This is a genomic window from Hymenobacter roseosalivarius DSM 11622, from assembly GCF_900176135.1.
In the GTDB taxonomy this organism is placed as follows: domain Bacteria; phylum Bacteroidota; class Bacteroidia; order Cytophagales; family Hymenobacteraceae; genus Hymenobacter; species Hymenobacter roseosalivarius.
In genome coordinates, this window is the sequence record NZ_FWWW01000091.1 from 120281 (window position 1) to 146054 (window position 25774).

A 25774-nucleotide genomic window follows, 5' to 3' on the forward strand; every position below is an offset into this window, starting at 1 on the left:
ACAGAAGGTGATTCTGCAGTAAAAGTAACGCTACGGCTGCAAAAAAAGCCCCCCAGCAGCCAAATGCTACCCCCAATTGTCTACCGCACCCGGTAGCCGCTTACGGCATAGTACAGCAGATACGCGTAGCAGAGCGCGGGCACTACGAAGGCTACGCGCAGGCCGCCGCCGTGGGTAGCCAGCCAGCCCATGAGGGGCGGGATGATGGCCCCGCCGACGATGGCCATGATGAGGTAGGAGGAGCCCTGCTTGGTGAATTGGCCCAATCCCTTGATTGCCAATGGGAAAATAACCGGCCACATGATGGAGTTGCACAGTCCGCAGAGCACGATCAGCCACAGAGCGGCTTCGCCGGTGGTCAGGATGGACGCCAGCACCAGGGCAACGCCGGCCGCGCACACTCCTATCAGCAGGCCACGGTTGGGGAAGCGCAGCAGCAGCGGAATACCCACCAGGCGTCCCACCAGGGAGCCAAACCAATAAGATGACACCAATACCGCGCCCACGGCTTTGGTAAAGCCCCCCGAGGTGTCAATAGGAGCGGGCTCCTGGCCGAAGAAGACCAAGGCGTAGTTGGTGGCTACATTCAGGCCCTGCACTAGGCTTTGGGTGAAGTCGCTAAGCTGCTGAATCCCCTGGGCCTCGCCGTAGCGAATCAGAAAAGAACCCAGGCCAACTTCAACGCCCACGTACACGAAGATGGCCACCACGCCCAGCGTGAGATGGGGAAAGCTGAGCGCGCTGGTGCGGGTGGTGACTTGGCCATCGGCATTCGGAGCCGCTTCCTCAGCGGGCAGGCTTTCAAGCTCGGGTAATTTTAGCAGGAAAAACACGCCGGCCAATACCACCAGAAAAGCCGCCAGGCCCATGTATGGGCCTTTTACTAGTTGGGCTTCTTGGTCGAGCCGCTGCGCCATTGGCAGCGCCGCCAGCTGGGCCTTCAGTGCTACCGAGCCGCCGAACAAGATCAGGCCGCCGACCAGCGGCGACAAGGCCCCACCGAAGTTGTTGGCCACGCCCACGATGCTCACCCGCGCCGCCGCGTTGCGCGCTGGCCCCAGCACCGACACGTACGGGTTGGCTGCTACTTGCAGCAGCGTAATACCGGCACCCAACAGCCCCAGGGCCGTCAGAAACAAAGCAAATGTGCGGGAATTAGCCGCCGGCACAAACAGCAGGGCCCCGCAGGCCATCACCAGCAAACCCAGCACAATACCGTTTTTGTACCCCAGGCGCTTCAGCACAAAGCCGGCCGGCAACGACATCAGGAAGTAAGCCCCGAAAAACGCCGACTGCACCAAGGACGCCTGCAAGTCCGTTAGCTGGCACACGTCCTTCAGATACGGCATGAGCACGTCGTTGAAGTTGGTGACGGCCCCGAACAGAAAAAACAGGGCCGTCATGGCCATCATGGGCACGACGTAGCCGCGGGCGGGAGCGGCCGAGCTGGTGGCGGCGGGAGAGGAGGTAGACGTAGGAGCAGCCATTGCGGGCGGGAAGAGGAAAGATGTGGGCCTTAAAGATAGAAATAGTGGGCGAAGCAGCGAAGAAGGTGGCAGAACGAAGCTCCCCTCCTCAACTGAGGAGGGGAGCTTCGTTCTGCCGGCGCTTTTCCCGACCTTTGCTCCCCACCTCCTAAAAAATGCCCCCTATGGCCGACAACCGCCGCGACGACCCTTTTTTCATGACGGCTACCACGCAGTTTGGCCTCGAAGACGTGCTGACGCAGGAGCTGGAGCAGCTGGGGGCCAAAATTGAGCAGGTCCACAGCCGGGCCATCGAGTTTATTGGTAATAAGCAATTGCTCTACGAAGCGAACCTGTGGTGCCGCACCGCCATGCGCATTCTCAAGCCCTTCGCCGCCTTCTATGCCCCCGACGAAAAAGCCCTCTACCGCGAAGTAGGCCGCGTAGACTGGAGTCGCTACATCCAGCCCGATCAAACCTTCGCCATTACGGCCGTGGTGAACAAATCCACGTTTGAGCACTCGCTGTTCGTGGCCCAGCTGACCAAAGACGCCATCGTGGACCAGTTTCGCGACCGAACGGGCGTGCGGCCCAGCGTGGACGTGAACAAGCCCGATATTCGCCTGCATCTGCACATGCTGGACAACGAAGTGACTCTGTCGCTCGATGCCTCGGGCGAGTCGCTGCACCGGCGCGGCTACAGGCAGCAAACCAACGCGGCCCCGCTCAATGAGGTGCTGGCAGCGGGCCTGTTGCTGCTCACGGGCTGGGATGGCAAGAAGACCCTGGTGGACCCGATGTGCGGCTCAGGTACGCTGCTTACCGAGGCGGCACTTATTGCCCAGCGCATCGCGCCCGGCCTGTATCACCAGGGCAAATTCGGCTTTGAAAACTGGCCCGACTTCGACCTTGCCCTCTGGGAATCGGTGCGGCTCGACGCCCGCAACGCCCAGATTGAGGAGCCCCAGGCCTACATCGGCGGCTCGGATATTTCGCCCGAGTTTCTGGAATTGGCCCGTCAGAACGTGGAAGCCGCTGGCCTGGAAGACTACATTCGGCTGGCCGTACGCGACGTGCGGGAGGCCCAAGCACCCAAAGGCGACACCGGCCTGGTCATTATGAATCCGCCCTACGGCGAGCGAATTGGGGAGGAGGCACAGATGGAAACGCTCTACAAAACCATCGGCGACACCCTCAAAACTAACTTTCAGGGCTACGACGCCTATATTTTTACCGGCAACCTGGACGCGGCCAAGCGCGTGGGCCTAAAAGCCTCCCGCCGCATTCCGCTCTTCAACGGGCCTATCGACTGCCGCCTGCTTAAGTACGAGCTCTACCAGGGCTCGCGCCGGGCGGCGCGCCCGGAGTAGGAGTAAGCGATATATAATCATAACGTTTTTAGCAGAACGTCATGCAGAGCAACGCGAAGCATCTCGCGTGCCGACGTTGCAATAGAAAAAGGCGGTCATGCTGAGCGAAATCGAAGCACCTCTACTGGGTACTAACGCAACGAAGCGGGAGGGATGCTTCGACAAGCAGACGCTAGATGGAGCCTGACAGATACTTTGGTAATAACCCCACGCGAGATGCTTCGCTCTGCTCTGCATGACGTTCTAGTGTTTTTCTTAACGTTGTTTGTGGTTCCGTTTCATCCCATCTCAATCAATCCTATCTACAATCCCGCCTCCCACATGAAAAAACTCTATTCAAACCTGCTCTTGCTGGTGCTACTGGTACCGCTGTGGGCAACAGCGCAAACGCCGGCCATCCAACGGGTAAACCCTACCAACTGGTGGGTGGGTATGAAAGAGCCGAAGCTGCAGCTGCTGGTGTATGGCCCCAATGCCGGCACGCTAACGTACACCATCAATCACCCCGGCGTGAAGCTGGTGAAAACCAACACCGTTGAAAACCCTAACTACGCCTTTCTGGACCTGACCATTGCGGCCTCTACCAAGCCCGGCACGGTGCAGATTATTGGTAAAAAAGGACCCCAGACCGTCACCCAGGCCTGGGAGCTGAAGGCCCGCGACAATTCGCCCAAGGGGCAGGGCGTCACCCAGGCCGATTTCATCTACCTGGCTATGCCCGACCGCTTCGCTAACGGCGACCCGAGCAACGACAAGTTCGCCGATATGCGCGACCCTAATCACGACCGGAGCAATGGGTTCTTACGCCACGGCGGCGACCTGGCGGGGGCCGCGCAGCGGCTGCCGTATCTTAAAGATCTGGGAATCACGGCTGTGTGGTTTACGCCCGTTATCGAAAATAACCAGCCCCTGACCAATGAGGGCGGTACTATGCGGGCGTCTTATCACGGCTACGGCTTCACGGATCATTATAACGTGGACCGTCGCCTGGGGGGCAATTCTGCCTATAAAGCCTTCGTGGGCAAGGCGCACGCGGCCGGCCTGAAGGTAGTGCAGGACGCAGTGTACAACCATATTGGCAACACGCACTGGTTTATTCAGGATCTGCCGATGAAAAGCTGGCTCCACCAGTGGCCGACCTACACCAACACCTCCTACCGCCAGCAGCCCATCACCGACCCGCACGCGTCCCAGCTCGACCGCAAGGTGACGCTCGATGGCTGGTTTGTACCCTTCCTGCCCGACCTGAACCAGGAAAACCCCTACGTAGCCAATTTCCTGATTCAGCACGCCATCTGGACCGTGGAGAACTTCGGAGTGGATGCCTGGCGCATCGACACGTATATGTATAATGACCAGCCATTTATGAATCGCTGCAACCAAGCTTTGCTCACGGAGTACCCGCAGATTCACATCTTCGGGGAGTCATCAGTGAATAACGTAGTGGACCAGGCCTACTACGTGCGCAATAAGATTGATTTTCCCTTCAAATCTAATCAGCCAGGCGGGCTGGATTTCGTGCTGGAAGGCGCGATGGTGGACGGGCTAAAACACGACGGCAGCCCCCAGCGCATGTACGAAGCGCTAGCCCAAGACGCAGTCTATCAGGATCCTGCCAAACTGGTGACCTTCCTCGACAACCACGACCACGACCGGTTTTTGTCGGTGATGGGTGAGGATTACGACAAATATAAGATGGGCCTGACCTGGCTGCTGACCACCCGCGGCATCCCGTCGATGTACTATGGTACCGAGATTCTGATGAAGAATCTCAAAAACCCCACCGACGCCGAAGTACGCCGCGATTTCCCCGGTGGCTGGCCCGGCGACAAGCAGGATAAGTTTACGGCCGCCGGCCGCACGGCCCAGGAAAACGAAGCCTTCCAATTTGTGCGTACCCTGGCCACCTACCGTCGCGACCACCCCATGCTGCACTCCGGCAAGCTTATGCAATATCTGCCCCAGGATGGCATGTACGTGTACTTTCGCTATGATGACAAGGGCACGGTGATGGTCGCTACCAATGCTACCGACAAACCCATCGCCATGCATACGGCCCGCTTTTCCGAGCGCATGAGTGGCTTTACGAAGGCCCGTAATGTTCTCACGAATGAGACTCTGGACAGTGTAGCGACCGTGCAGGTGCCGGCAAAAACGGCCGTGGTTTTGGAGTTGATGCGCTAACCGCCAGGTGTCGCTTTTGCCGCTCTAAAACGCCCCCCAGGCTAGCCTGGGGGGCGTTTTAGAGCGGCCACTGCTGCCGTAGCTGCCGGTAGCCCGCGTGCTGATCCAGACCGGTGATGGACTCGAACATGCTCACGAAAGCGCGCACCAGTTCAGGGTCGGCCGTGAGCATGGCCCGCGCGTCGGTGAGCTTGTTCAGGTTGTATTGGCCCAGAAAAATAACCAAGGCCCGAAAAGGCTCTGGCCCTTCCAGATCTATCTGAATCAGTACTTGCAGCGGCAGCACGGGCAGCCGCAGGTGAGGCCCGAGGCCGGCGGCTTTCTGCTCCTGGTTTCGCGGGGCAGCGTCGAAAGCCGCCTGCACCTGGGTCAGCGTATGCTGGTGCGCCTGCCGCTGCGTGTCCCAGTCGGCCTCGGTGAGGGGCGTATCAGGGTTGAAATGCTGCCAGAAGGGCTGCACGTACTGGCTGAATAAGGGGTTTTTGGTGCCCGTTGGCGGAAATGCGACCACCTGCTCCTCCGTGCCGAGGGTAGCCAGGTAGAACTCGCGGGCATCCTGGGCGCGGGCCAGCAGCAACTCGTGGATGCGGGAGGTGAGCAGGTGCAGCTCGCGCGGATTGAGGGGCGGGTGGCGGAAATACTCGTACGGCTTGCCGATGGCGGCCGAGTCAGTCATGATGGCCACAAACTCGCTGCCGGCGGCGCGGTCCAGAAACTCGCGTACCTGCTCCAGAATGGGTTGCAGACCTTTATGCAGCTCGCGGGTAGCGTCGGAAATGGTGTCCACAGCCCGCCGGATTTGCTGGTCCACGGCGTAGTTGGAATGTGCCAGCTGCTGGGTCTCATTAGCAATCTGCTGCATTTTTCCCAAAGCCTCGTCGGTTTTACGGGCGGCTTCATCGGCCGCCCGCCAGCTTTGGAACGCCACAAACAAGCCCAGAAAGGAGGCCACACTGCCAATAATAGAGTAATGGCCGTTCAGGGCCTGGTACAGATTCAGCCCCAACGCAATCAGCACCACGAGCAGCGCCAGGTAGAATAAGCTGTTTTTGGCGGGATCGAAGAGGAAGGGGCGGCGGGTCATAGAGCAGAACGTGTTGGGTCAGAACGCAGAGACCGGCCGTGGGTTGTGGCGCGAGCCGTTGTTATATAGCGCGAACTTGTAGTTAGTTGTAGTTCGCGTTTCGTTGCGGTCGACGGCGTATCGCGCACCAGCTCGGCACGCTTCCGCTTCGCGCCTCGTTGTTTAGCTAGACAAGCTGTCAGAAAAAGCTCCCCAGCCAATCGGGCGACGATACGCGAACTAAAAGTTCGCGCTACCAGGCGCTACTGCCCGCGCATTCGTATTTTTACCAAATGTTATTTGCCCCCCCAGCGTATACGCCGACGTTAGAATCTGCTCGGCAAGTCTTAAAGCAATATTACGGCTACGATTCGTTTCGCCCTATGCAGGAGGAGATTATCTCTTCCATTCTGAGCGGGCGCGACACGGTGGTGCTCATGCCTACGGGCGGCGGCAAGTCGGTGTGCTTCCAGGTGCCGGCCGTCATCAGCGAGGGCGTGTGCGTGGTCGTCTCGCCGCTGATTGCGTTGATGAAAGATCAGGTGGAGGCGCTCAAGGCCAACGGCATCGCGGCGGCGGGCATCAACAGCAGCATCGGCCAGAGCGAGCAGAACAACATCGGGGCGGCCTGTATGAGCGGCCACCTCAAGCTGCTCTACGTGAGCCCCGAGAAGTTGCTCTCGCCGGGCTTCCTGCAATTTTTGCAGCGGCTGAAAATCAGCATGTTTGCCATTGATGAAGCCCACTGCATCTCCTCCTGGGGCCACGACTTCCGGCCCGAGTACACCCAGCTGCGGCTCTTGCGCGAGCAGTTTCCGCAGGTGCCCATTATTGCGCTCACCGCCACCGCCGACCGCCTCACCCAGCGCGACATTCAGCAGCAGCTACGCCTGAGTGAGCCCCAGGTGTTCACGGCCAGCTTCGACAGGCCCAATCTCAACCTCATCGTGCGGCCCGGCCAGGACCGCGTGGGGGGCATTCTGGAGTTTCTGGACCGCCACCCCGACCAGCCGGGTATCATCTACTGCCTCTCGCGCAAGCAGTGCGAAACCCTCTCGCAGAAGCTGGTAGCCAAGGGCTACCGCGCCGGCCACTACCATGCCGGCATGACGCCCAACCAGCGCTCGGCCGTGCAGGAAGGCTTTTTGAAGGACGATTTGCAGGTGATTATCGCCACCATCGCCTTCGGCATGGGCATCGATAAGAGCAACGTGCGCTGGGTGATTCACTATAATCTGCCCAAAAACATTGAGGGCTACTACCAGGAAATAGGCCGCGCCGGGCGTGATGGTACCGACGCCACGGCCCTGCTGTTCTACAGCTTCGCCGACGTGATGAGTCTGCGGGAGATGCTCACCAAGGACAACCCCAACCTCACCCAGCTCAACCTGACCAAGCTGGAAAGGATGCAGCAGTTTGCGGAAGCCGCCAGCTGCCGCCGCAAAATCCTGCTCAACTACTTCGGCGAAACCCTGGCCACCGACTGCGGCAACTGCGACATCTGCCGCAACCCACCCACCACCTTCGACGGTACGCTCATTGCCCAAAAAGCCTTGTCGGCGGTGGTCAGGATGCGGGAGCGGGCCAGCATCGGCCTGCTCATCGACGTGCTGCGCGGTATGCGCAACCAGGCCGTGCTCAGCGGCGGCTACGACCAGATAAAAACCTACGGCGCCGGCGCCGATCTGCCTTACCTGGACTGGTACAGCTACGTGCACCAGATGCTCAACGACGGCCTGCTCTACATTGCCTACGAGGAAGGCTACGCGCTGAAAATCACGGAGCTGGGCAAGGAAGTGCTGCAAGGTCAGCGCCAGCTCCCGCTCAAGCAATTCAAGCCCGCCGAGAAGGCCGAAAAAACCACCCGCGCCAGCCGCAAGGCCGCCCAGGCCGCCACAACGCCCACCGACGCTACGGCGGCCCTCTTTGAGCGTCTGCGGCAGCTGCGCAAGCGCATCGCCGACGAGCAGAACGTACCGCCGTACGTCGTGTTTTCCGACGCTACGCTGGAGGAAATGGCCGCGGAGAAGCCCGTTTCGCGGGTGGCCATGCTGGCTATTTCGGGCGTGGGCATGAAGAAATTCGAGACCTACGGCGAGGCGTTTATCAAGGAAATTCTGGAACACAGGGGTGGGGGAGCGCCCGACGCGAGTAATACCGTCTACCCTGATTCCGATATGGGTGAGGGTCTGGAAATGCCCCCCGCGCAAGCGCCGCGCAAGCGCGAGGTAGGCGACACCCACGAAACGACGTTTCAGCTGCACCGCGTGGGCCTGAGCGTGGAGGCCATTGCGGAGCGCCGCAGCCTGAGCACCGGCACGGTGCGCGCCCACATCGAAACGCTGTATGCCAAGGGCTACCAGATCCGGCTGGAGGAGTTTCTGACTATGGATGAATTCGCCGAAATTCAGACTGCCCGCGACCAGCTCGGCGGCGAGCCTTTGCTCCGCGATTTATTCGATCACCTGCGCGAGAAGCATGATTATTTTAAGCTGCGGCTGGCGGTGCATTATCAAAAGCGGCTGCGGGAAGGGTGATTTTCAAGCGTCGAGTTCCCGCAGCGGGTTACGCAGAGGTTCGCAGAGTGCTGACTATAGAACACTGCGAACCTCTGCGTAACCCGCTGCGGGCCTCTGCGGAAACCTCTTATCAATAAAAAAATTATAGCTAATTGAATTAGTAAAGCTGCGAGGATGTTGCTAATTTCACGAGCCGGTAATGTTTTGATGTCGAAGCCTTTTCCGCCTCATTTCCCGCTATGATTAACACGAACTTAAAATTCTGGCGCCGTGAGCTGGGCCTCACCCAGGCGCAAATGGCCGAGAAGCTAACCATAAAACGCTCCTTGGTAGGAGCCTACGAAGAAGGCCGAGCCGAGCCCAAGCTCACCACGCTGGTCAATATGGCCCGCCTGTTCGGCATCACCCTGGATGCGCTGGTAACCACCGACTTCAGTAAGAAGAGCGTGGCCAAAGCCGCCCTGCGCCAGCTCGACCCAGCTCTGCAAACGCCCGAGCCGCCCCGTCCCGCCGACCGTCTGCGCGTATTGGCCCTCACCGTCGACCGCGACCAGAACGAGAATATCGAGCTGGTGCCGCTTAAGGCCAGCGCCGGCTACCTGAATGGCTACGCCGATGCCGAGTTTATCGAGGAGCTGCCCAAGTTTCGCCTGCCCATGCTGGGCTCGGGCGGCACCTACCGCGCCTTCGAGATTGCCGGCGACTCGATGCTGCCCATTGCCAGCGGCACCGTCATCGTGGGCCGCTACGTGGACGACTGGATGAACATCAAGGACGGCACGCCCTGCGTGGTAGTGAGTACGAAGGAAGGTATCGTGTTCAAGCGCGTCTTCAACCGCCTCAAGCAGGGCGCGATGCTGGCTCTGCACTCCGACAACCCCGTATATTCACCCTACGAGATTGACGTGGAAGACGTGCTCGAAATCTGGGAAGCTAAAGCGTATATCAGCAGCACATTCCCCATCGCCGACCTCTCGCTTAACCGCCTGGCCAGCATCGTACTGGACCTGCAACAGCAGATGATGACTATGAAGAAGGCGTAGCGCGATTACGCGCTTGGTACTTACATATCAGATAAAAGAAGAGGCATAAATCAGATCGGTTCGTGCCTCTTCTTTTATGAAAGGTGGTACTGATCAGTTAGATGCTGGTTCCGGTTCCCTAAGTCGGAGCAGGAGTGGGGCGCCAGCGAAATGACTGCGTGTCGATAGCTCGCATGGTGCATAGGATGCCGTCGAGGTGGTCGCATTCGTGCTGGAGCAGCTCCGAGATGCCATCCCGTACCGTCCAGGAGTGGGGCTGCCAATGCTCATCGCGGTAGCGTATCGTCACTTGCTGGTGGCGTTGCACGCGTACCAGCAGGTTGGGAAAGCTCATGCAATCGTCCCACAGCTCGAACGAAGCCTCACTCAACTCTATTAATTCAGGGTTGAGTAGCACGCGGGGCTGCCCATCGAGGTGCAGATATACAAGGCGCTTCATTACCCCGATCTGCGGCGCGGCAATGCCCCGCCCAAAGTGGTAAGTGGTCCGAATGTCTTCCATCACCGTGTGCAGATCGGCCACCCAGCCGGCCACCAGGGGCAACTCCTGTTCGAGCACGGGGGCGCACTGCTCATACAGTCGTGGGTCACCCAGCAGGACAATATCGGCTATGGTTTTCATGACCCTAAGAAAGGAATAAACTGCCTTTTTCTGCTGGGTTTTTTACCTGCTCCGGGGGGCTTTTATTTTTTGAAAAAGCCCCCCGGCAGCTTCCCGAAGCCGTGGAGTTAACTTACCTGAGCTGCCGCGCGTATGCCAGACTACTGGTCATCAACCCCAACGTAGCCCTTATGCTTAAATACATCCCCGCCATCGAGCGCCACCACGCCGAACCCGTGCAGTGGCTCAGCAGCTACTTCCTGTTTTCCTTCGCCGACTACCACGACAAGGATAATATGCAGTTCGGCCCCCTGCGCGTGTTCAACGACGACACCATCGCGCCCCGCTCGGGCTTCCCGCAGCACCCGCACTCGGAGATGGAAATCGTGACCCTGGTGCTCAGCGGCGAGGTGACCCACGAAGACACGATGGGCAACCGCACGACCATCAAAAAAGGCGAGGTGCAGCGCATGACGGCCGGCACCGGCCTGGCCCACGGCGAGCGCAACGAAACTGACGAGGAGTTACGGATTTATCAGCTCTGGTTTTTGGCGAATCAGAAAGGCCTCGCTCCCAGCTACGAACAAAAGGATATTGATTTTCTGGACAGCAAGAACGAGCTAATTCCGTTGGTATCGGGGCAGAAGGTGCTGGAAGACGTGGTGTACATGAACTCCAACTCGACGGTTTATTGGGCCAACCTGAGCGCCGAGAAAACCATCACCTTCAAAACATTTCCCATCCGCAACACCTTTATCTACGTGCGTGAGGGCACTATCTACGTCAACGGCTCCGAAATTGGCCCCAGCGACCAGGCCCGGTTGGCCGACGAGCACGTAGTGGAGATCCGGGCCGAGAAGGATGCGCAGTTCATCCTGATTGACTTGCCGGCCAGCGAAGTCAACTACTGAGGCGAGCCGCCCTGGTGGCTTCCAGCTGGGCTGCCGACCGTTTTCCCGCCGGCGCCGCCGTATCTTGCCGGCCCAACAGGCACACTAAGCCAGTTTGGTTTTTTAAAGAATGAGTAATTCCTTCCCAGGCTCCCTTATTCCGGAAAATGAGGCGACGCGGCTGCGCACCCTGCATCTGTATCAGATCGTCAATACCACGCCCGAGCGCATTTTCGACGACTACGTTTCCTGGACGGCGCAGCTCTTTGGCACCCCCATCTCCATGATTTCGTTGGTGGATGAAGACCGGGTGTGGTTTAAGGCCGTCACCGGCGGGGGGGAAATAGTCAGCCTGCCGCGCACCGAGAGTATGTGCTCGGCCGCTATCCTGGCCGACCGGCAGGTGGTCACGTCGGACTACAAGCCGGAAAGCTGCGCGCTGATCAAGCCCGACGTGGCCCTGGCCCTGGGGCTGAACTTTTACGCCGCCGCCGTGCTGCAGATGCCCGACGGCGCGCGCATTGGCACGATGGCCGTAATCGACCGGGAGGTACGCACCCTCTCCTCGGCCGAGGCCGACGTGCTGACCCGACTGGCCGGGCTGGTGAGCCGGACCATCGAGCTGCGCTTCCGCTACCTGAGCACCCACCGCCCCGACGAGTGGGAAGAGGCCCAACAGGAGCTGGCGACCACCCTCGACGACAACGCTACTCTCACCCGCTACCTCACCACCCGCAACCAAGGCCTCAACCTCGATGATGATGAGGTGCTGGGCCTAGTGCTGCGCCGGCTGACAGGAGTAGACAGCGTGCTGGCGCGACGCCTGAAGTAGGCTATCCCCTCCTCAGAGCAAGAGGGGAGCTAATCCTAGTGGCGCTCCGCAACTTGGGTTTGCTGGCCCACCAAGCCTGACTCCCGGTGGCCGGATACTTCAGCGCCAGCGTACGGCGTCCATGCCCAGGGTTACGAGCAGCGCGTGCGGCAGGGTCACGACCGAAGCCACGAGTAGCGCCAGGCTTATGAAGACGGACCCGGTAGCTGCCTGCGACCAGGCTATCCCATAGAGCACCGCTAGTCCAGCCAGGCTGAGGGCTAATAAGGGCGCTGAGCGCCTAAGAAAAAAGCCTATTTCAGCCCCCAGTAGCAGCTGGCGACTGAGCAAAGGACGGCCCATGAGCTGGTTCATCCGCAGTACGTGCTGCAGGCTGTGCCAAAACACGAAGTACACCCCCGCTGACAATAAGGGAGGAAGCACTACGAGCAAGGTGATGAGCAGTCCTGCTTCCAGCATATCAGTGCGGGCCGTGGTGCGGTGGCCCTGGCGCAGGTAGCTGGCCCAGAGCAGCAGGTGTCCGCCCGCCACAACGATGCCCAATACGAGTGCGGTTTGGGCAATAGCGGCCGGGCTGACGGGGGCCGCGCCCCCAAGGCCGAGCAGGCCGTTAATAATGGCGCGGGTTTCGTCTGCCCAGTAGTGCAGCGGCACCGCGAATAGTAAGCCGCCCCGCATGAGGCTGTGCATGATCCAGTGGCGGCGGTGGGTGGCCAGGGCTGGGGCGTCGGCGGAGCCCCAGTGCCAAGCCGTCAGACCAAAGAAAACGGCCACGGTCACCGCCGGCTGCCACCACCATAGCAGGCCTACCAGCGCGGCCAGTCCCAGATAGCCAACTAAAAAAGCCACCCAGTAGCGCAACCGACTTTGCGTCAGGGCCGGATGGGTGACCGGCACTACAAATTGGTCGCAGGCGCCGTGGGCGACGCCCAACAGCAGGGCCCCAACCAGCAGCAGGGGCGTCAGCAGCCAGGTTGCCAGGCTGGGCACCAGCAGCCAGGCAGCTACCGCCGCCAGTACAATCAGGTAGGAAGCCCGACGCGGCACAGCGCTGCTTCCCAAAGGCAAAGCGACAGAATCAGGCAGTGACATACTTTTTCGTGCTGAGCTTTTCATATACGTATTTCTGTCGTGGGTGCCAGAAAGTGAACAACTCCTACTTGCTAAAACCTCATTTCCACCCTCCGCAAAGCCTTGTTGGAAGTGGAAATGAGGTTTTAACATGCAAGGATAACTAGCTGGAGCACTGGTTTTTCAGCATAGCAGGCGCTATTGCCAAACCCAGCTGCCGCCAGCGCAGAAGGCAGCAACTAAGCAGTGGGAGCCAGCTCACGCACGGCTGCCGCGCTCTTGCCCGACGCGGCAATGCCATACACCACCAGGCCAAATCCGATTTTGTTGATGGCATCGGCGATATTATAAAACAAGTCAACACTGGATGCCTGCCAACCCAAGCCCGTGTTCAGCCAGCCTCCCTGCATGCACATGTAGCCGATAGGGTAGATGGCCCATCCCACCAAAACAAACTAGGCCAGCGCCCGGATGCCTTTGATAACAATCGCGTCGCCGGTTTTGCTAGCCAGCTGGGCTACTTCCCCGAACCAGGCAGTATACAGGATGTACACATATCCCAGCGTTGACAAGGACCCCCACAACACAGAATGCCCCGTGGTGCCGTCCGCGAAGGCCTCGCCGATGTACCCCGTTACCAGCATAAAGACAGAGGCCGCAATGAGCTTCCACAGCAAGCTGATGCGGGCCCCCGCCGCCTTGGTCAGCAAGTAAAACTCCACGCACATCAAGGGCACCGTAAGCGTCCAGTCGATGTAGCGCAGAGCCGTGGGCGTTTTACCCGTTGCCAGGTAATAATCCCGCATGTAGTAATAGTGGATGGCCGCAATGCCCGTAATCAGCCCGGACACCAATAGCGAAAGTTTCCATTTACCTTCTACACTCCCGCGCTCCGCGAAGAAAAACACGGAGGCGGCCAGCATGGCCATGTAGCCCATGAAGAAAGTAAAGGCAATCGGGTCATCAACCCGAATATCTACCAGCCCGAACAATGAAGTTGTCTGCATTTTGTTGAGGTTTTTAAGTTAAAAGGTTAAACAAGATGCATATATATTTAACAATTGTTTGCATGGTAGGTAAGTAAATATTTGCGTCTAACTAGTTGACCCTCTAGGAAGTAAAAAGTGTCACTGAGGAGCTTGTATCGCAGCTGGGCAACAAGGCGGCTAGCAGCAGATACTATATAGGATCGGACAACGAAACGATAGTATGCTTTAACAAAAAAAGCCCCCCAGAACTGCTCTGGGGGGCTTTTTGCTAATGACTTTTCGGGCAGCTACGCAGAAGGGCAGCTGAAACCAGCACGGCAAGAGTGCCTGCGCTATGCTACATCGTGTACTTGCGCCCTTTGTTCTGTGCTTTCAGATACGCCATCAGCGGCTGGAAATAATCGACCATGGCGCGGGCCGAAAGGTCTTCGCCGGTCTTCTCTTTCAGCACCGTGCGCCAGTCTTTGCTGGCACCGGGGCGCATGATGTCGGCCAGGAAAGTGCCTACTTCCTTGCTGCCGTAGTAGTTGGTGGCGTGCGGGTCCTGCTTCAGTATCTTCCGGGCAATGTGGTCGTGGAGCTGGAACAGGATGACGTAGGAAAGCGCATAGTCGTAGTACTGGGCCGGGTCGTCGTTGATGTGGGTTTTGGTAGCCGGGTCGAGGAAGTTTTCGCCGCGGGTGGTGGGCGGTGTAATCCCCTGATACTTCTTCACCAGCTCCCACCACTTCGCGTTGAGCTGGTCGGGGGGCAAATTCTCGGCGTAGAAGCTGTTTTCCCATTCACTCATCACCCCCGAGGCGAACGGCAGGAAGGTCACGTAGTTGAGCGCTTCCTTGAGCAGGGTTTGGGTCTGGTCGGTTTTAGCGGTGGCGGGTATCAGGTTCAGGCCCACCAGAAACGGCTTCTGGGTGGCCGCCAGGCCCATCAGGCTGCCCATGGCCTCGTGGTAGGCGCGGTTGGCCCCGGCGCGCAGCAGTACCGGCACCTCGGGGTTGGTATAGGTCAGGAAATAGTAGATGTGGCCCAGCTCGTGGTGAGTGGTTTCGTACCACTCCGTGTTGGGCTCCACGCTCATCAGGCTGCGCACGTCGTTTTCCAGGTCGATGTGCCAGGCCGAGGCATGGTTGTTCTTCTTGTAATTAACCCCGGCGGGCAGGGGGTACAGGCTGCTCTTTTCGTAGAAGCTGGGAGGTAAAGCACTGAAGCCCAAACTCTGGTAGAAGCGCTCGGCCTGCTTTACCTGCCACTCCGCGCCTTTTTTGGCCAATACCGCGTCTAGGTTAATGCCTTTCACGTCCACCATGGCGCTCCAGTCCTGGCCCCAGCGGTTGGGCAGCCAGTGGGCGGGCAGGTAGTCGGGCACCTGCTTCTGGCCGTATTTTTTGGCCAATTCGTAGCGGGCGTAGGTGTGCAGCTCGCGGTAGAGCGGGCGCAGCTCCTCGTTGAGCTGGCGCACGAGCTGCATCATTTCCTCGCGGGTAAGGCCGTAATCGGAGGCCTGATAGGTGAAATAATCGGGGTAGCCGAGCGCCTTCACGGTTTCGTTGCGCAGGTCGCGCAGATTGAGTAATCCTTCTTTCAGCGTCGGCCCAATAGCTTTGCTCGCTTCCCAGGCGGCCTGGCGCCTGGCCGGGTTTTTCTCCTTGCGCAGTACCTCGTCAATGTCGTTGGTCGTCACCGACTTGCCCTGGTACTTGTAGTCGAAGCCGTAGAGCTTTTCCACTTGGGCGGTTTCGGCCTTGATGCGGCGCGTGACGACGTCGGCAATGGTCTGGGGCGAGTTAGCGGCATTGTAAAGCGCGGCTTTCAACTGCTTGATCTGCAATTCGCTTAGCTCCGCTTGGTGCTCCAATAGCCCCCGCAGGCGAGCAATGTTTTCGGTGCTGCCGGTGAAGGCGGCCATGGCCTGATTGGCGCGGGCCGTAGCAGCGGCGTTGGTCGTGTCGCCGGCCACGATGTGGGTATTCGAGCGCCACTCCGCCTCTTGCGACTGCGTATACAGGCGCTGATATTCAGTGGAATAGCCTTGCAAAAACTCCTGAGCCTGCGCGCGGTAGTCGGGTTTGGGTGGGATGGCCGGCGTTTCGGCGGCACTAGTGGCGCTGGGGGGCGTTTTGGCGGTGGGCGCGCAGGCCGCCAGCGCGGCGACCGTGAGGAGGGGGAGAAGAGTTTTTTTCATTAACACAAAGCTAAAAATCCCGCCGAATAGAATACGCGTCAAACTTCCCGTCGCTGCTCGGCAGCGTTAAGTCGTCGGTGAGGGCCTGGGCAATAAGCAGGCGGTCGAACGGGTCGCGGTGGCCGTTGGCGGGAAACGGCAACTGACTTAGGCGCAGAATGTGGCGCGGCTCGATGGGCAAATGCTGAAGGCCCGCTTGCCGGGCATCCTGAATCAGAGCTTGAAGGGGAACTGCTTCCGGCAGCCTGCCAATGCTGATTTTAATGGCTACTTCCCACCAGCTCGCGGCGCTTACCCAGCAGCGGTAGTTTAGATTAATGATCAAATCATTCAGGTGATAGGATAGTCGGGGGCTGCCGGTCTGCCACCATAGCAGTGTGTGCGTATCGAGGAGAAACTCGCGCATCAGATATAGTCCTTAAAATCTTCCAAGGGTTCATCGAAGTCATCGGGAACCGTAAACTGCCCTTTGAATCTACCAAAGCCGGCTTTGCGGGCCGCGGCTATTTGCTCTGCGGTGGCTGGCGGGGCGGTGGCCTTCCGCTGGCGCTGGGCCAGGAAATCCACGAAATAGGCCACTTCCTGCTGCAAGTCGGCAGGCAGGGTTTCCAAAGTCTGAAGAATATGCTGCGCGTGTGTCATTACGAAAGCAAGATACAGATTCGGGGGTTGGTTCTTTGCTAACTCAGCAACTGGCTACGGAGTTTCAGGGGGCTTTTTTTCCTCCTTCCAGCTATGTTACGCCGCCTGTTCCCGCAGTAAATGACACTCCTTGTACTTCTTGCCGCTGCCGCACGGGCACGGGTCGTTGCGGCCAAACTTGCGCCGCCCGCGCAGCGTCTTGAGCCATTCGCGCGGGTCGGTGGCCAGACACAGAAAGCGCTTCTTGGGGTTCTGGCGCAGGGCGCGGGTGAGCAATTGATATAACTCGGGGTGGTTTTCCTGGAGCTTCTTGGGCTTCTCGAAGAAGTACTCCGTCACGACCGCGAAGAACTCGGCTTCGTTGGTGCCGGCGTAGGAGTTGATGTCGGACTTCCCATCGCGGATGGCTTCGATTTCACGCTGCATTACCTCGGCCCAGGGCTGAAGCAGCTCGGAGGACAAAGCCAGGGAGGGTACGCCGTCGATGACCCCGTCGGCCTGGTCGAGCAGGTGGGCAAACTCGTGGATGCCCACGTTTTGCTTGTCCAGCGAATCCTTAAAGCCCTGCTCCAAAGAGGCCTTAGAAAGATGCATGTAATGAGAGGTTTGGAAGTTGCGCACGCTGCCCAACAGCTGGCCCTGCATGGGCGCGGTTTCCGTGTTCGGGTCGCGGGGCTCGCGCCAGGCATCAGGCACAATAAGTACCTCACTCAGGTTGCCGTATTCCCATTCCGGAAAGCCAAAAACGGGAATGATGGCCGAGGCCGCCACCAGCACCCGCGTGGTGTCGTCTACTTCGGTCTGGACGCCGGTGATAAGGATTTGGGCCAGAAAAACCTGTACGGCTTTCTCAAAGCGCTGCTTCTCATTTTTGGTAAGAGAAAGGTAGAAGGCCACACGCTCCATCAGAATGCGTCGCCACTCAACGGAGAATTCTTCGGCCAGCGCCGCGCTTCGCACGCGCGAATCGCGGGTAATATAGCGGTAGAAAAGAAAGATAAGGCCGCCGATAATGGCCAGAAATATAGCGTAGCTCATGAGGTTTTAAGCAAAGAAACAGGCCTCATGTACGCAGGAGCAGCTATAATAGCTAAGCTGGGGGGCTTTTTTCTACCTGCTTAGAACCAGATTTCCACAAAAATCCGCAGGGGTACAACATAATGAGCCTCAGCACCTACCTGATTCTTAGTCGCACAGGGTTGGCAGGTCAGGATTCTGAGCAAAGTCCAGCATTTGCTCCAGCTGGGATAGCGTTACCCGGTCGGTGGATAAGGGCAGATGGCGCAATTCCGCGCGCTGAACCCAGCGCACACCCGCCGTTTCGGGCGTATCGGCTTGCAGACTGCCACCTGTTATCTCGCACAGCACGAATGCTTTATATACGTACCAAGGCTGCGGCGGGTGCGGGTGCCGCTTCTTGTCGAGCAGGGCCAGCAGGCGCACCGCCTGGGTTTCCAGTCCTGTTTCTTCCCAGGCTTCCTTCATGGCCACCTCGAAGGGCGTGTAGCCCACATCGGCCCAGCCGCCGGGCAACGTCCAGCGGTTTTGGTCTATCTTTTCCTGCACCATCAGGATTTCCTCGGTGCCGCGAAACAGCACCGCCCGCACATCTACTTTAGGAGTAGCATAGCCGGCTTCGTTGGCAAACAAGGTATTCAGCTTCGCCACGGGTTCGTCGGTCAGGCTGGCCATCAGCTGAAGGCTGAGCGCGTGCACTTCCTGGTAGCGATCTGCGTCGAAGGCATTGGGCGCATAGGCTAGGCCTACCTGGGCCAATGCCTGCAAGCGCTGGGCAACAGCAAGCCAGTCGGTAGCGGTCATATTAAGGTGGTTCATCTACTTCCGAATCGCCTTTAGACCTAGCTATGGGTTCTAAAGCTCCGGCAAGAAAGGCTGCAGTCGCTCCCTAAGCAACTCTTGAAGCATTGGGTCTTGAAATTGATAATTGTCGGGGATGCGCAAACAGATGACGGGCTTGCCGGCCAGCTGGGGGGCAAATTTGGCCCGCAGGCGGTCGGTGTGGCGGCGCTCCATCACGAAAATGATATCAGCCCAGCCCAGATGCCCGGCCGTAACGCGCACCCTAGCGCCCGGCTCGGTGCCGGCACCGAGCCGGGCGCTAGGGTGCGCGTTACGGCCGGGCAGGCGCTCAGCGGTGAGACCGCGCCAGCGGTTCTGGCTACAGATAAAGAGGATCTTCATACTACGCAACCCTAGATTTCCGCTTGAAGAAACGTTGGGAAGCTTCACGCTACACACAACGATTCCCCAAGCCGGAGCTTAGGCCTACATCACCACCGACACCCGAATCTTGCGGCCTTTAATCTTTGCGCCGGTTACCCGCTGAACTACATCCTGAGCGTGCTGGCGCGGCACAGCTACGTAGCTGTAGTGGTCAAATACCTCAATATGGCCAACAGACTCGCGCTCCAGGCCGCCGTGGGCCACAAACGTACCAACCAAATCGTGGGCACTCACCTTGTCCTTGCGGCCAGCGGATACGTGTAGGGTCACGTTTTCGGGGCGGGGAGCTTTGGGCGCGGCGGGGGGCAGAGCCGGCGCGTGCATAGTCTTCCACTTGATGCTTTCCGCCACGGGCCACTTCTGCACATGGTTTTGCTCGTGGGGCGTGGCCAGAATATGGGCCGTACCCACGGCGCCGGCGCGGGCTGTGCGGCCGGCGCGGTGCTGGAAAGAGTCGGCTTTGTCGGGGGCGTCGTACTGGATAACAGTGTCGAGGGCGGTTACGTCGAGTCCGCGGGCGGCTACGTCGGTAGCGACAAGGGCCTGGGCCGAGCCGTTGCGCAGCTTCATCAGAGCTTTGTCGCGCTCGGGCTGGGGCATTTTACCGTGCAATATTTCGGCGGCCACGCCCCGGCCCACCAGAAAGCGGGCCAGCTCCTCGCACCGGTCGCGGGTGTTGCAGAAAATGAGGGCGCGGCCGGTTTCGGGCTGATGCAGCAGGTGGAGCAGGGCGGCGGGCTTTTTCTCAATGGGTCCTACCTGGCCCAGCAAGGTCAGGTTTTCGGGCAGTTCATCCGTATCCTGGCCGGCGTTTACCACCCGTGGCCGGGTAAGGTTGGCCCGAATCAGGTTCAGGACTTTATCCGACATCGTGGCCGAAAACAGCATGGTCTGGCGGCGGCGGGGCAGGCGCTTAATGATTTCGACCAGCTCATCCTGAAAACCCAGCTCCAGCAGCTTATCAGCTTCATCTAGAATCAGGGTTTTGAGCTGATTGGGAATAATCGTGCGCCGCTCTAGGTGGTCGAGCAGGCGGCCCGGCGTGGCCACTACTACGTGGGGTGTTTGCTTCAGCGACTGGGTTTCCTCGCGCATGGCGTGGCCGCCGTAAAAGGCCGTTACGCGCAGATTTGGCAGATATTTGCCGAGTTTTTTGAGGGCGTCGCGCACTTGCAGGGCCAGCTCGCGGGCGGGCACCAGCACCAGGATTTGCATGGTGTCCTGGGTCACGTCGATGTGCTGGAGCACGGACAGGCCGTAGGCGGCGGTTTTGCCCGAGCCGGTAGGGGCCTGCCCGGCTACGTCCTGCCCGGCCAGCGCCATCGGAATAACTTCGGCCTGCACGGGCGTGGGAGCGGTAAAATTCAGCTCTTCGAGGGCCTGGAGCAGCGGCGGCGCGAGGCCGAGGTCAGAAAAAGAAGTCATAGAAAGCACAAAAGGATACCACAAAGGTAGGCAGCCCGCGGGCAGTAGCCGCAACCCTTTGGGCGGCGCCCCGTACCTGCGCTCCGTACCTTTGCTCCGGCAGATGCATCACCTGCCAACAAAAAAGCCCCCCAGCCGCTCTAAATGTCAGCTTAACAGTCCCGGCGGCCCTGGATTCACCCGCGTAGCGTGAAGAACGAAGTTGTGATTACTCAGAATAGAACCCAACACCCCACCTCAGTACTGCCCCAAACACAAGCCCCGCTCACCAGTGGATTGGTGTGGCTGATGGCCATTACCTGCGGCCTGGTGGTAGCCAATATCTACTACAATCAACCGCTGCTGGTTGAGATTGGCCGCACCTTTCAGGTGTCGGATAGCCGCGTGAGCCTGGTGGCGACCATCACGCAGGTGGGCTACACGCTGGGCCTGCTGTTTGCCGTGCCGCTCGGCGACAAAGTGGAGCGCAAAGGGCTGATTCTGTTGCTGCTGCTGTGCGCGGCCGCCTGTCTGGGCGGGGCGGCACTCGCGCCTTCGTTCGCGGTGCTGGTGGCGGCCAGCCTCCTGATCGGCATCTTTTCGGCCGTGCCTCAGCTGCTGGTGCCCATGGCTGCTTCGCTGGCCACCGACGCTGAGCGGGGCAAGGTGGTGGGCAAAGTGATGAGCGGCTTGTTGATCGGGATTCTGCTCTCGCGCACTCTCAGCGGCTACGTGGGGGCGCATTTTGGCTGGCGCACCATGTTTGGCGGCGGCTCGCTGATGATGCTGGGCCTGGTGGCCGTACTGGCGCTGCGACTGCCGCGCAACCAACCCTCTTTTCGGGGTACTTACGGCAGTCTGATGAAGTCTCTGCTGACCCTTACCCAAGAGTTACCTACCCTGCGCCGTTCCTCGCTGGTAGGCGCGTGCATGTTTGGCGGACTCACCGTGTTCTGGACGACGCTGGTGTTTTTCCTGGAAGGCGCACCCTATTTTTACAAAAGTGACGTGGTGGGCTTCTTCGGGGTGGTCGGGGCATGTGGGGCACTGGCAGCCCCGCTGGCGGGCAAGCTGGCTGATAAGCGAGGCTCTGACTACGCCCTGAGCATGGGTATTCTGCTGGCCCTGGGGGCTTATTTGCTGCTGGGCGTGAGCGGCGTGTATCTGGCGGGCCTGGTACTGGGCATCATTCTGCTAGATGTTGGGCAGCAGGTAACCCACATTTCCAACCAGTCGCGCATCTTCTCCTTACTTCCCGAAGCCCGCAGCCGCCTGAATACGGTGTATATGACCAGTTCCTTCATCGGTGGGTCGCTGGGGTCGCTGGTGGGGGGGCTGGCGTGGGCGCATTGGCAGTGGCCGGGCGTGTGTGCTACGGGGCTGCTGTTCGTGGCGGCGGCTTTCCTGCTGAATCGGTTTTATGGTCGGGCGAAATTACCCTGGCATGTAGCTGAGTAGCACTAGGAAGAAAGCTGTGCTGGCCCGGATACCGCCCGGCTCAGAATAAAAGTCGTGGGTGGGCTTGACGGATACCCTCCCAGTCGTTGTTCTTGCCTAAAAATCAGGCTTATGCTCCCCAAAGACCTTACCCGCGACCTAAAAAGCCGTCTGAATATGCTGGCGGGCCAGCTCCACGGCCTCGTCAGAATGCTGGATGCCGATGCCGAGCCGGAACAGGTGCTAAGGCAGTTTAAGGCCGTTGGCAGCGGCCTGAGTAGCGCGGAGCACCTGCTGCTGGATGAGGTATTTCGCAAAGGTCTGGCCCTGCAAATCGTGGACGTGGTAGGAGCCTGCCCCGGCGACTGCCAGGACGCCGAGCGCATCGAGCAGTTGCGGCGGCAGTTCCCCACCCTCACCGAAAACGAGCTAACGCAGAAAATGCGCGAGCTGCGCGAAATTGGCGGGCGGCTGGAGCAGCATAATGCGAGGGTGGAAGCCGAAGAAAAAGAAAAAAATAAGCTTGACTGATACCCTGGGTAGCGCAGCACCTTTGTCTCAGTATCTCACTCTTTACTATCAAGAACATGAAGCGTACAGTAGAAATATTCACGGCCGGCTGCCCCTTTTGCGAACCCGTCGTGGAATTGGTCCAGACCGTCGCCTGCAACAGCTGCGAGGTAAGCACGCACAACCTGGCCGATGCCGTAGCCGGTAGCGAAGCGCTGCGAAAAGCGCGCGAGTACGGGGTACAAGCCTTACCGGCCGTGGCCGTCAACGGCGTCCTGTTAGCCTGCTGCCAAAGCGAGGGCATTACCAGAGAAACCCTGAAGCAGGCCGGCATCGGGCAGGCCGCGTAGCTGTTCCCGCGTTCCGTGGGGCACGGCCTGCGTTTCCTTATCTGCCTGGCTGCCGTATCCAGTAGGCTCACCCTTAGCTCTTTATCGCATGAAACAAAAAGTGTTGTTGCTCAGTACAGCGGTCCTGCTATCAGCTGGTGGGGCGCTATTTGGCTTCACAAGCCCCGCTAAAACGGCGGATTGCCCCCTCAAGGGCACACCGGAGTGCCCGTTGGTAAAAGACTGCTCGGACAAGGGCACTGCCGCCTGCACCCTGGCCGGCGTACCGGCCTGTTGCGCCAGGAAATAGCTCGGGGCAGGAGTAAAGTCAGGCTTGGGCCGGATAGCAACGTAAGGTTGCTGTTCCGGCCCAGGCTTTTTTACCCTCTTATATCCTTCACGCCTTCTTCGCTGACATCGACCAGCCGGTAGCGCACAGCCGATTTTTTGGGTTTAATATCCATGCCGACGTAGTGGGCGTACACTTTCGTGAAACAGGCCCCGAAGTAGAAAATCATGGCCGAGTAAAATACGAACAGCAGCACCAGCACAATGCTGGAAGCCGGCCCATAAATGGGGCCTAAATTGCGGGGCACCAGCAGATAGCCTAAGATCAACTCACCAATGTCAATGAAGACAGCTGTTAAAATTGCCCCCCGCAGCACCGCCCGCCAAGGAACGTAGGCGCTGCTCAGGTTGCGGAACGTGACGGCAAACCAAGTAGACAGAATCAGCAGGGACGTCAGCAGGCTCAGGCCCTGAAACAAGTAATAGCCAAATGTGGCGTCGAAGTCGCGGGTGTAGTCGGCTAAGAAAGCCAGCACGGCATCAGTCAGAAAGGCCAGCAGCGTAAGCAGGGCTGTGGCCAGTAACACGCCCAAAGAACGGACCCGCTCGTGCAGCACCTTGTGAAATTTACCCTCATTACGTTGGGGCCGCACTTTCCAGAGCTGGTTGAGGGAGTGCTGAATAACCACAAATAGAGTAGTGGCTATAAAAACCAAAAAGGCCGAACCGAGCCACGTCATCAGGTGGCTGCGCTCAATATTGCCCACGTTTTGCAGAATTTGCTCTACCAGCCCCGCCGCCGGGAGGCCCAGCAGCTCTGATAATTTATGCAGCAGCAGCCCGCGCACCGTGGAAGCCGAATAAATGGCCCCCAGCACTTGAATGAGGATAATAAGGATGGGCGGCAGGGCAAACGTGGTGAAAAAAGCCGTGGCCGCGCCCAGGCGCAACGGGTCGTTGGCCGCCAGCTCCTGGGCCGCGCGCCGGAGCAGAACAAAAAAATCGGTCCAGACTTTGCGCCGGGGCTGACCCGGCTCGCGTACTTTTGCCATGCGCCTCGCGTACTATCTCGGGCGCGGGGCCGTTCGGTGCGAATGGCGAAGATAGCGCGCCGCCGCGTCATTCTGCTTTTCCCTTTGTTTAAACCTCCTGCTGTTTTGTCTGGTCTGCCCGTCCGTCCGTCTGCTGCGCCGCGCCCTGTCGGCTGGATGCGCCGCCGGGTGCTCAATCCGCTGCTGGGTGTGCTGCGACAGGGTCTTTCACCCACGCAGCTGGCCCTCACGGTGGCGCTGGGAGTGGCGTTTGGGCTAATTCCAGTCCTGGGAGTCACTACGCTGTTCAGCACCTTCGCGGCCGTGCGGCTGCGCCTGAACGTGGCCGCCCTGCTGCTCATCAGCCACCTGATGAGCCCATTGCAGCTGCTGCTGCTCATTCCGCTGCTTCAGCTCGGAGCCCGCGTAGTAGGCGATGGCACGGATACTGAGCTAACCCTGACGCAGTTGCAATACTTACTCAGCACCGACTGGATGGAAGCGGCCCAATTACTCTGGCGCGCTACCCTGGGGGGCTTTTTGCTGTGGCTGCTGGGCTCCCTGGTATTGGTGCCCGGCCTGTTTTATGGATTGCGGCCGGTATTTGACCGCATGGCGCGCCGGCAGGCAAAGTAGCCATTTCGTACTACTCGCTACGCTTATAGATGGGCTCGTTCTGATAGAAATAGTGGCTCAACGGCTCCTCCGAATCGGGGTTAATGAGCACGATATCAACGAACTGATGACTGGCGTCGAGGTGGTGCTGGATAACAGCCCCTACTTCCTGCAGAAAAGCGGTGTCTTCGCCTTCCACCTCAAAGCCTAAAAGCAGCCGAGCCGGCTCGGCGCTATCAGGCAGCTGCATCTGCGCCAGGTAGATAGCCCGAATCAGGGGCTGGCCGGCCGCGTACGTGCTCAGCGACTCCACGAGCGCCGTCGGGAACTCAGCGGGCTGGCCCAGTAGTATTTGGGTATCTGGTGGTATCTGGTGGGCGGGAGCTTCAAACAGGTGACCCGATAATAATTCGGCTACTTCATTAGCCATGAATAGTTTGCCCAAGCTGGAAAACGGATTCAGGGCGCAGTCAGCACCTTGCACCATCTGAAACAAATCGAAGCCCGACAAACGCAGGTAAGGCACTTCCTCCTTTACTACGTTGCTATCGAAAATGCGCTCCGGGGCCGTAAAAACCGGAATCTTGCCGTCGTGCAGCACCTGTAGCTGTACTTCCATGTTCTGGGTTACGGGTATCTCACCGGCTGGCTGCCCTTCCTGGGGCTGGGTCAGCACCAATACATCTTCCTGCAGCAAAGCGCGGTAGAAATCGGGGCGGGCATCGGGGTCGGCGGCGGCCAGAAGCAGCATTTCTTCGAGGCGATTCAGGGGCTCGAAGGCGGGCATCGGGGGTGGGGGGGGCGGTAGAGTTGGCGCAGGGGGCGTCGGCACTACGGGTGAGGTAAAATTGGCCCCCTTGTAGCGCGGCCCGGTAGCCGGGGTGCCGCTCACAGGGGTAGCGGCTGGCGGAGCCGGGGTTTCAGTAGCTTGTTTCTTGGCTTTCAGAAAGTCGAACAGACCCATAATACGAAGTGACTTGAGGTGGCAAGCTAAGGAGGATTGCCGAGGAAAAACGCGAAAAAGTGCCTCCAGCCGCCGAATGAAAGAATAGACTGTGGCTTAT

General features: G+C 59.2%; 23 protein-coding genes and 1 pseudogene. 10 read left to right on the plus strand and 14 right to left on the minus strand.

Annotation, left to right across the window (positions count from 1 at the left end):
* Positions 1 to 80: 80 nt before the first annotated feature.
* A complete protein-coding gene (locus B9A24_RS16830) occupies positions 81 to 1487 on the minus strand; it encodes a sugar MFS transporter (RefSeq protein WP_084447183.1) in 1407 nt (468 codons plus the stop codon).
* 155 nt (positions 1488 to 1642) lie between these two features.
* On the opposite strand from B9A24_RS16830, the gene B9A24_RS16835 reads away from it, so the two are divergent.
* Both B9A24_RS16835 and B9A24_RS16840 read left to right on the plus strand, forming a co-directional pair.
* Positions 1643 to 2836 carry a THUMP domain-containing class I SAM-dependent RNA methyltransferase gene (locus B9A24_RS16835; RefSeq protein WP_234997410.1) on the plus strand — a complete coding sequence of 398 codons (1194 nt, stop codon included), beginning with the start codon at positions 1643 to 1645 and terminating at the stop codon, positions 2834 to 2836.
* 321 nt (positions 2837 to 3157) lie between these two features.
* On the plus strand, positions 3158 to 5020 hold the full coding sequence (locus B9A24_RS16840; RefSeq protein ID WP_084447315.1) for an alpha-amylase family glycosyl hydrolase: 1863 nt from the start codon (positions 3158 to 3160) through the stop codon (positions 5018 to 5020).
* Positions 5021 to 5078: 58 nt separating this feature from the next.
* Here B9A24_RS16840 and B9A24_RS16845 read toward each other — a convergent pair whose 3' ends face one another.
* Positions 5079 to 6104: a hypothetical protein gene (locus tag B9A24_RS16845; RefSeq protein ID WP_084447185.1), complete on the minus strand. Its 1026-nt coding sequence runs from the start codon at positions 6102 to 6104 to the stop codon at positions 5079 to 5081.
* Positions 6105 to 6376: 272 nt separating this feature from the next.
* Between B9A24_RS16845 and recQ the strand changes: the two genes are divergently transcribed.
* Both recQ and B9A24_RS16855 read left to right on the plus strand, forming a co-directional pair.
* Complete coding sequence (gene recQ / locus B9A24_RS16850) at positions 6377 to 8620, plus strand: DNA helicase RecQ (RefSeq protein WP_084447186.1); 2244 nt, start codon at positions 6377 to 6379, stop codon at positions 8618 to 8620.
* Positions 8621 to 8841: 221 nt separating this feature from the next.
* Entirely contained in the window at positions 8842 to 9645 is an 804-nt protein-coding gene (locus tag B9A24_RS16855) for a LexA family transcriptional regulator (protein ID WP_084447187.1), read from the plus strand.
* Between the two features lie 118 nt (positions 9646 to 9763).
* Here B9A24_RS16855 and B9A24_RS16860 read toward each other — a convergent pair whose 3' ends face one another.
* On the minus strand, positions 9764 to 10267 hold the full coding sequence (locus B9A24_RS16860; protein WP_084447188.1) for a peptide deformylase: 504 nt from the start codon (positions 10265 to 10267) through the stop codon (positions 9764 to 9766).
* 101 nt (positions 10268 to 10368) lie between these two features.
* Here B9A24_RS16860 and B9A24_RS16865 point away from each other — a divergent pair, with 101 nt between their 5' ends.
* Both B9A24_RS16865 and B9A24_RS16870 read left to right on the plus strand, forming a co-directional pair.
* Complete coding sequence (locus B9A24_RS16865; protein WP_234997412.1) at positions 10369 to 11157, plus strand: pirin family protein; 789 nt, start codon at positions 10369 to 10371, stop codon at positions 11155 to 11157.
* 109 nt (positions 11158 to 11266) lie between these two features.
* Positions 11267 to 11968, plus strand: a complete 702-nt coding sequence (locus B9A24_RS16870; protein WP_084447189.1) for a GAF domain-containing protein — start codon at positions 11267 to 11269, stop codon at positions 11966 to 11968.
* A 99-nt stretch (positions 11969 to 12067) separates the two neighbouring features.
* Here B9A24_RS16870 and B9A24_RS16875 read toward each other — a convergent pair whose 3' ends face one another.
* The 9 genes and pseudogenes from B9A24_RS16875 to B9A24_RS16915 form a co-directional block, all read right to left on the minus strand.
* Positions 12068 to 13060, minus strand: coding sequence for a Brp/Blh family beta-carotene 15,15'-dioxygenase (locus tag B9A24_RS16875; RefSeq protein WP_159452087.1), 993 nt, complete (start codon positions 13058 to 13060; stop codon positions 12068 to 12070).
* 218 nt (positions 13061 to 13278) lie between these two features.
* A pseudogene (locus B9A24_RS16880) lies at positions 13279 to 14046 on the minus strand (bacteriorhodopsin).
* 319 nt (positions 14047 to 14365) lie between these two features.
* Positions 14366 to 16210 (minus strand): M2 family metallopeptidase, encoded by a 1845-nt coding sequence (locus B9A24_RS16885; RefSeq protein WP_084447191.1) that lies wholly within the window; start codon positions 16208 to 16210, stop codon positions 14366 to 14368.
* Between the two features lie 10 nt (positions 16211 to 16220).
* Positions 16221 to 16616 carry a type II toxin-antitoxin system VapC family toxin gene (locus tag B9A24_RS16890; protein ID WP_084447192.1) on the minus strand — a complete coding sequence of 132 codons (396 nt, stop codon included), beginning with the start codon at positions 16614 to 16616 and terminating at the stop codon, positions 16221 to 16223.
* A complete protein-coding gene (vapB, locus tag B9A24_RS16895) occupies positions 16616 to 16852 on the minus strand; it encodes a type II toxin-antitoxin system VapB family antitoxin (protein ID WP_084447193.1) in 237 nt (78 codons plus the stop codon). The genes B9A24_RS16890 and vapB overlap by 1 nt, the downstream gene beginning before the upstream one ends.
* A 96-nt stretch (positions 16853 to 16948) precedes the next feature.
* A complete protein-coding gene (locus B9A24_RS16900) occupies positions 16949 to 17890 on the minus strand; it encodes a M90 family metallopeptidase (RefSeq protein WP_084447194.1) in 942 nt (313 codons plus the stop codon).
* Between the two features lie 147 nt (positions 17891 to 18037).
* Positions 18038 to 18673: an NUDIX hydrolase gene (locus B9A24_RS16905; RefSeq protein WP_084447317.1), complete on the minus strand. Its 636-nt coding sequence runs from the start codon at positions 18671 to 18673 to the stop codon at positions 18038 to 18040.
* A 51-nt stretch (positions 18674 to 18724) separates the two neighbouring features.
* Positions 18725 to 19054 carry a low molecular weight protein tyrosine phosphatase family protein gene (locus B9A24_RS16910; RefSeq protein ID WP_084447195.1) on the minus strand — a complete coding sequence of 110 codons (330 nt, stop codon included), beginning with the start codon at positions 19052 to 19054 and terminating at the stop codon, positions 18725 to 18727.
* 84 nt (positions 19055 to 19138) lie between these two features.
* The gene (locus B9A24_RS16915) at positions 19139 to 20521 is read right to left on the minus strand and encodes a DEAD/DEAH box helicase (RefSeq protein ID WP_084447196.1); all 1383 of its coding nucleotides are present in this window, start codon (positions 20519 to 20521) and stop codon (positions 19139 to 19141) included.
* Positions 20522 to 20710: 189 nt separating this feature from the next.
* On the opposite strand from B9A24_RS16915, the gene B9A24_RS16920 reads away from it, so the two are divergent.
* The 3 genes from B9A24_RS16920 (at position 20711) to B9A24_RS16930 (ending at position 22797) form a co-directional block, all read left to right on the plus strand.
* On the plus strand, positions 20711 to 21958 hold the full coding sequence (locus B9A24_RS16920; RefSeq protein WP_234997414.1) for an MFS transporter: 1248 nt from the start codon (positions 20711 to 20713) through the stop codon (positions 21956 to 21958).
* Positions 21959 to 22069: 111 nt separating this feature from the next.
* On the plus strand, positions 22070 to 22468 hold the full coding sequence (locus B9A24_RS16925) for a metal-sensing transcriptional repressor (protein ID WP_084447197.1): 399 nt from the start codon (positions 22070 to 22072) through the stop codon (positions 22466 to 22468).
* A gap of 56 nt (positions 22469 to 22524) precedes the next feature.
* A complete protein-coding gene (locus B9A24_RS16930; protein WP_084447198.1) occupies positions 22525 to 22797 on the plus strand; it encodes a thioredoxin family protein in 273 nt (90 codons plus the stop codon).
* Positions 22798 to 23156: 359 nt separating this feature from the next.
* Here the strand turns inward: B9A24_RS16930 and B9A24_RS16935 are convergent, their stop codons facing one another.
* The gene (locus B9A24_RS16935) at positions 23157 to 24116 is read right to left on the minus strand and encodes a YihY/virulence factor BrkB family protein (RefSeq protein WP_084447199.1); all 960 of its coding nucleotides are present in this window, start codon (positions 24114 to 24116) and stop codon (positions 23157 to 23159) included.
* Positions 24117 to 24221: 105 nt separating this feature from the next.
* Here B9A24_RS16935 and B9A24_RS16940 point away from each other — a divergent pair, with 105 nt between their 5' ends.
* Positions 24222 to 24731 (plus strand): DUF2062 domain-containing protein, encoded by a 510-nt coding sequence (locus B9A24_RS16940; RefSeq protein WP_234997416.1) that lies wholly within the window; start codon positions 24222 to 24224, stop codon positions 24729 to 24731.
* Positions 24732 to 24741: 10 nt separating this feature from the next.
* Here B9A24_RS16940 and B9A24_RS16945 read toward each other — a convergent pair whose 3' ends face one another.
* A complete protein-coding gene (locus B9A24_RS16945; protein ID WP_084447201.1) occupies positions 24742 to 25674 on the minus strand; it encodes an enhanced serine sensitivity protein SseB C-terminal domain-containing protein in 933 nt (310 codons plus the stop codon).
* Between the last annotated feature and the right edge of the window lie 100 nt (positions 25675 to 25774).

Bases quoted from the DNA above. Each gene is read 5' to 3' on its own strand.
- B9A24_RS16830 (WP_084447183.1), bottom strand. From the start codon at position 1,487: ATGGCTGCTCCTACGTCTACCTCCTCTCCCGCCGCCACCAGCTCGGCC.
- B9A24_RS16835 (WP_234997410.1), top strand. From the start codon at position 1,643: ATGCCCCCTATGGCCGACAACCGCCGCGACGACCCTTTTTTCATGACG.
- B9A24_RS16840 (WP_084447315.1), top strand. From the start codon at position 3,158: ATGAAAAAACTCTATTCAAACCTGCTCTTGCTGGTGCTACTGGTACCG.
- B9A24_RS16845 (WP_084447185.1), bottom strand. From the start codon at position 6,104: ATGACCCGCCGCCCCTTCCTCTTCGATCCCGCCAAAAACAGCTTATTC.
- recQ (WP_084447186.1), top strand. From the start codon at position 6,377: ATGTTATTTGCCCCCCCAGCGTATACGCCGACGTTAGAATCTGCTCGG.
- B9A24_RS16855 (WP_084447187.1), top strand. From the start codon at position 8,842: ATGATTAACACGAACTTAAAATTCTGGCGCCGTGAGCTGGGCCTCACC.
- B9A24_RS16860 (WP_084447188.1), bottom strand. From the start codon at position 10,267: ATGAAAACCATAGCCGATATTGTCCTGCTGGGTGACCCACGACTGTAT.
- B9A24_RS16870 (WP_084447189.1), top strand. From the start codon at position 11,267: ATGAGTAATTCCTTCCCAGGCTCCCTTATTCCGGAAAATGAGGCGACG.
- B9A24_RS16875 (WP_159452087.1), bottom strand. From the start codon at position 13,060: ATGTCACTGCCTGATTCTGTCGCTTTGCCTTTGGGAAGCAGCGCTGTG.
- B9A24_RS16885 (WP_084447191.1), bottom strand. From the start codon at position 16,210: ATGAAAAAAACTCTTCTCCCCCTCCTCACGGTCGCCGCGCTGGCGGCC.
- B9A24_RS16890 (WP_084447192.1), bottom strand. From the start codon at position 16,616: ATGCGCGAGTTTCTCCTCGATACGCACACACTGCTATGGTGGCAGACC.
- vapB (WP_084447193.1), bottom strand. From the start codon at position 16,852: ATGACACACGCGCAGCATATTCTTCAGACTTTGGAAACCCTGCCTGCC.
- B9A24_RS16900 (WP_084447194.1), bottom strand. From the start codon at position 17,890: ATGAGCTACGCTATATTTCTGGCCATTATCGGCGGCCTTATCTTTCTT.
- B9A24_RS16905 (WP_084447317.1), bottom strand. From the start codon at position 18,673: ATGACCGCTACCGACTGGCTTGCTGTTGCCCAGCGCTTGCAGGCATTG.
- B9A24_RS16910 (WP_084447195.1), bottom strand. From the start codon at position 19,054: ATGAAGATCCTCTTTATCTGTAGCCAGAACCGCTGGCGCGGTCTCACC.
- B9A24_RS16915 (WP_084447196.1), bottom strand. From the start codon at position 20,521: ATGACTTCTTTTTCTGACCTCGGCCTCGCGCCGCCGCTGCTCCAGGCC.
- B9A24_RS16925 (WP_084447197.1), top strand. From the start codon at position 22,070: ATGCTCCCCAAAGACCTTACCCGCGACCTAAAAAGCCGTCTGAATATG.
- B9A24_RS16930 (WP_084447198.1), top strand. From the start codon at position 22,525: ATGAAGCGTACAGTAGAAATATTCACGGCCGGCTGCCCCTTTTGCGAA.
- B9A24_RS16935 (WP_084447199.1), bottom strand. From the start codon at position 24,116: ATGGCAAAAGTACGCGAGCCGGGTCAGCCCCGGCGCAAAGTCTGGACC.
- B9A24_RS16945 (WP_084447201.1), bottom strand. From the start codon at position 25,674: ATGGGTCTGTTCGACTTTCTGAAAGCCAAGAAACAAGCTACTGAAACC.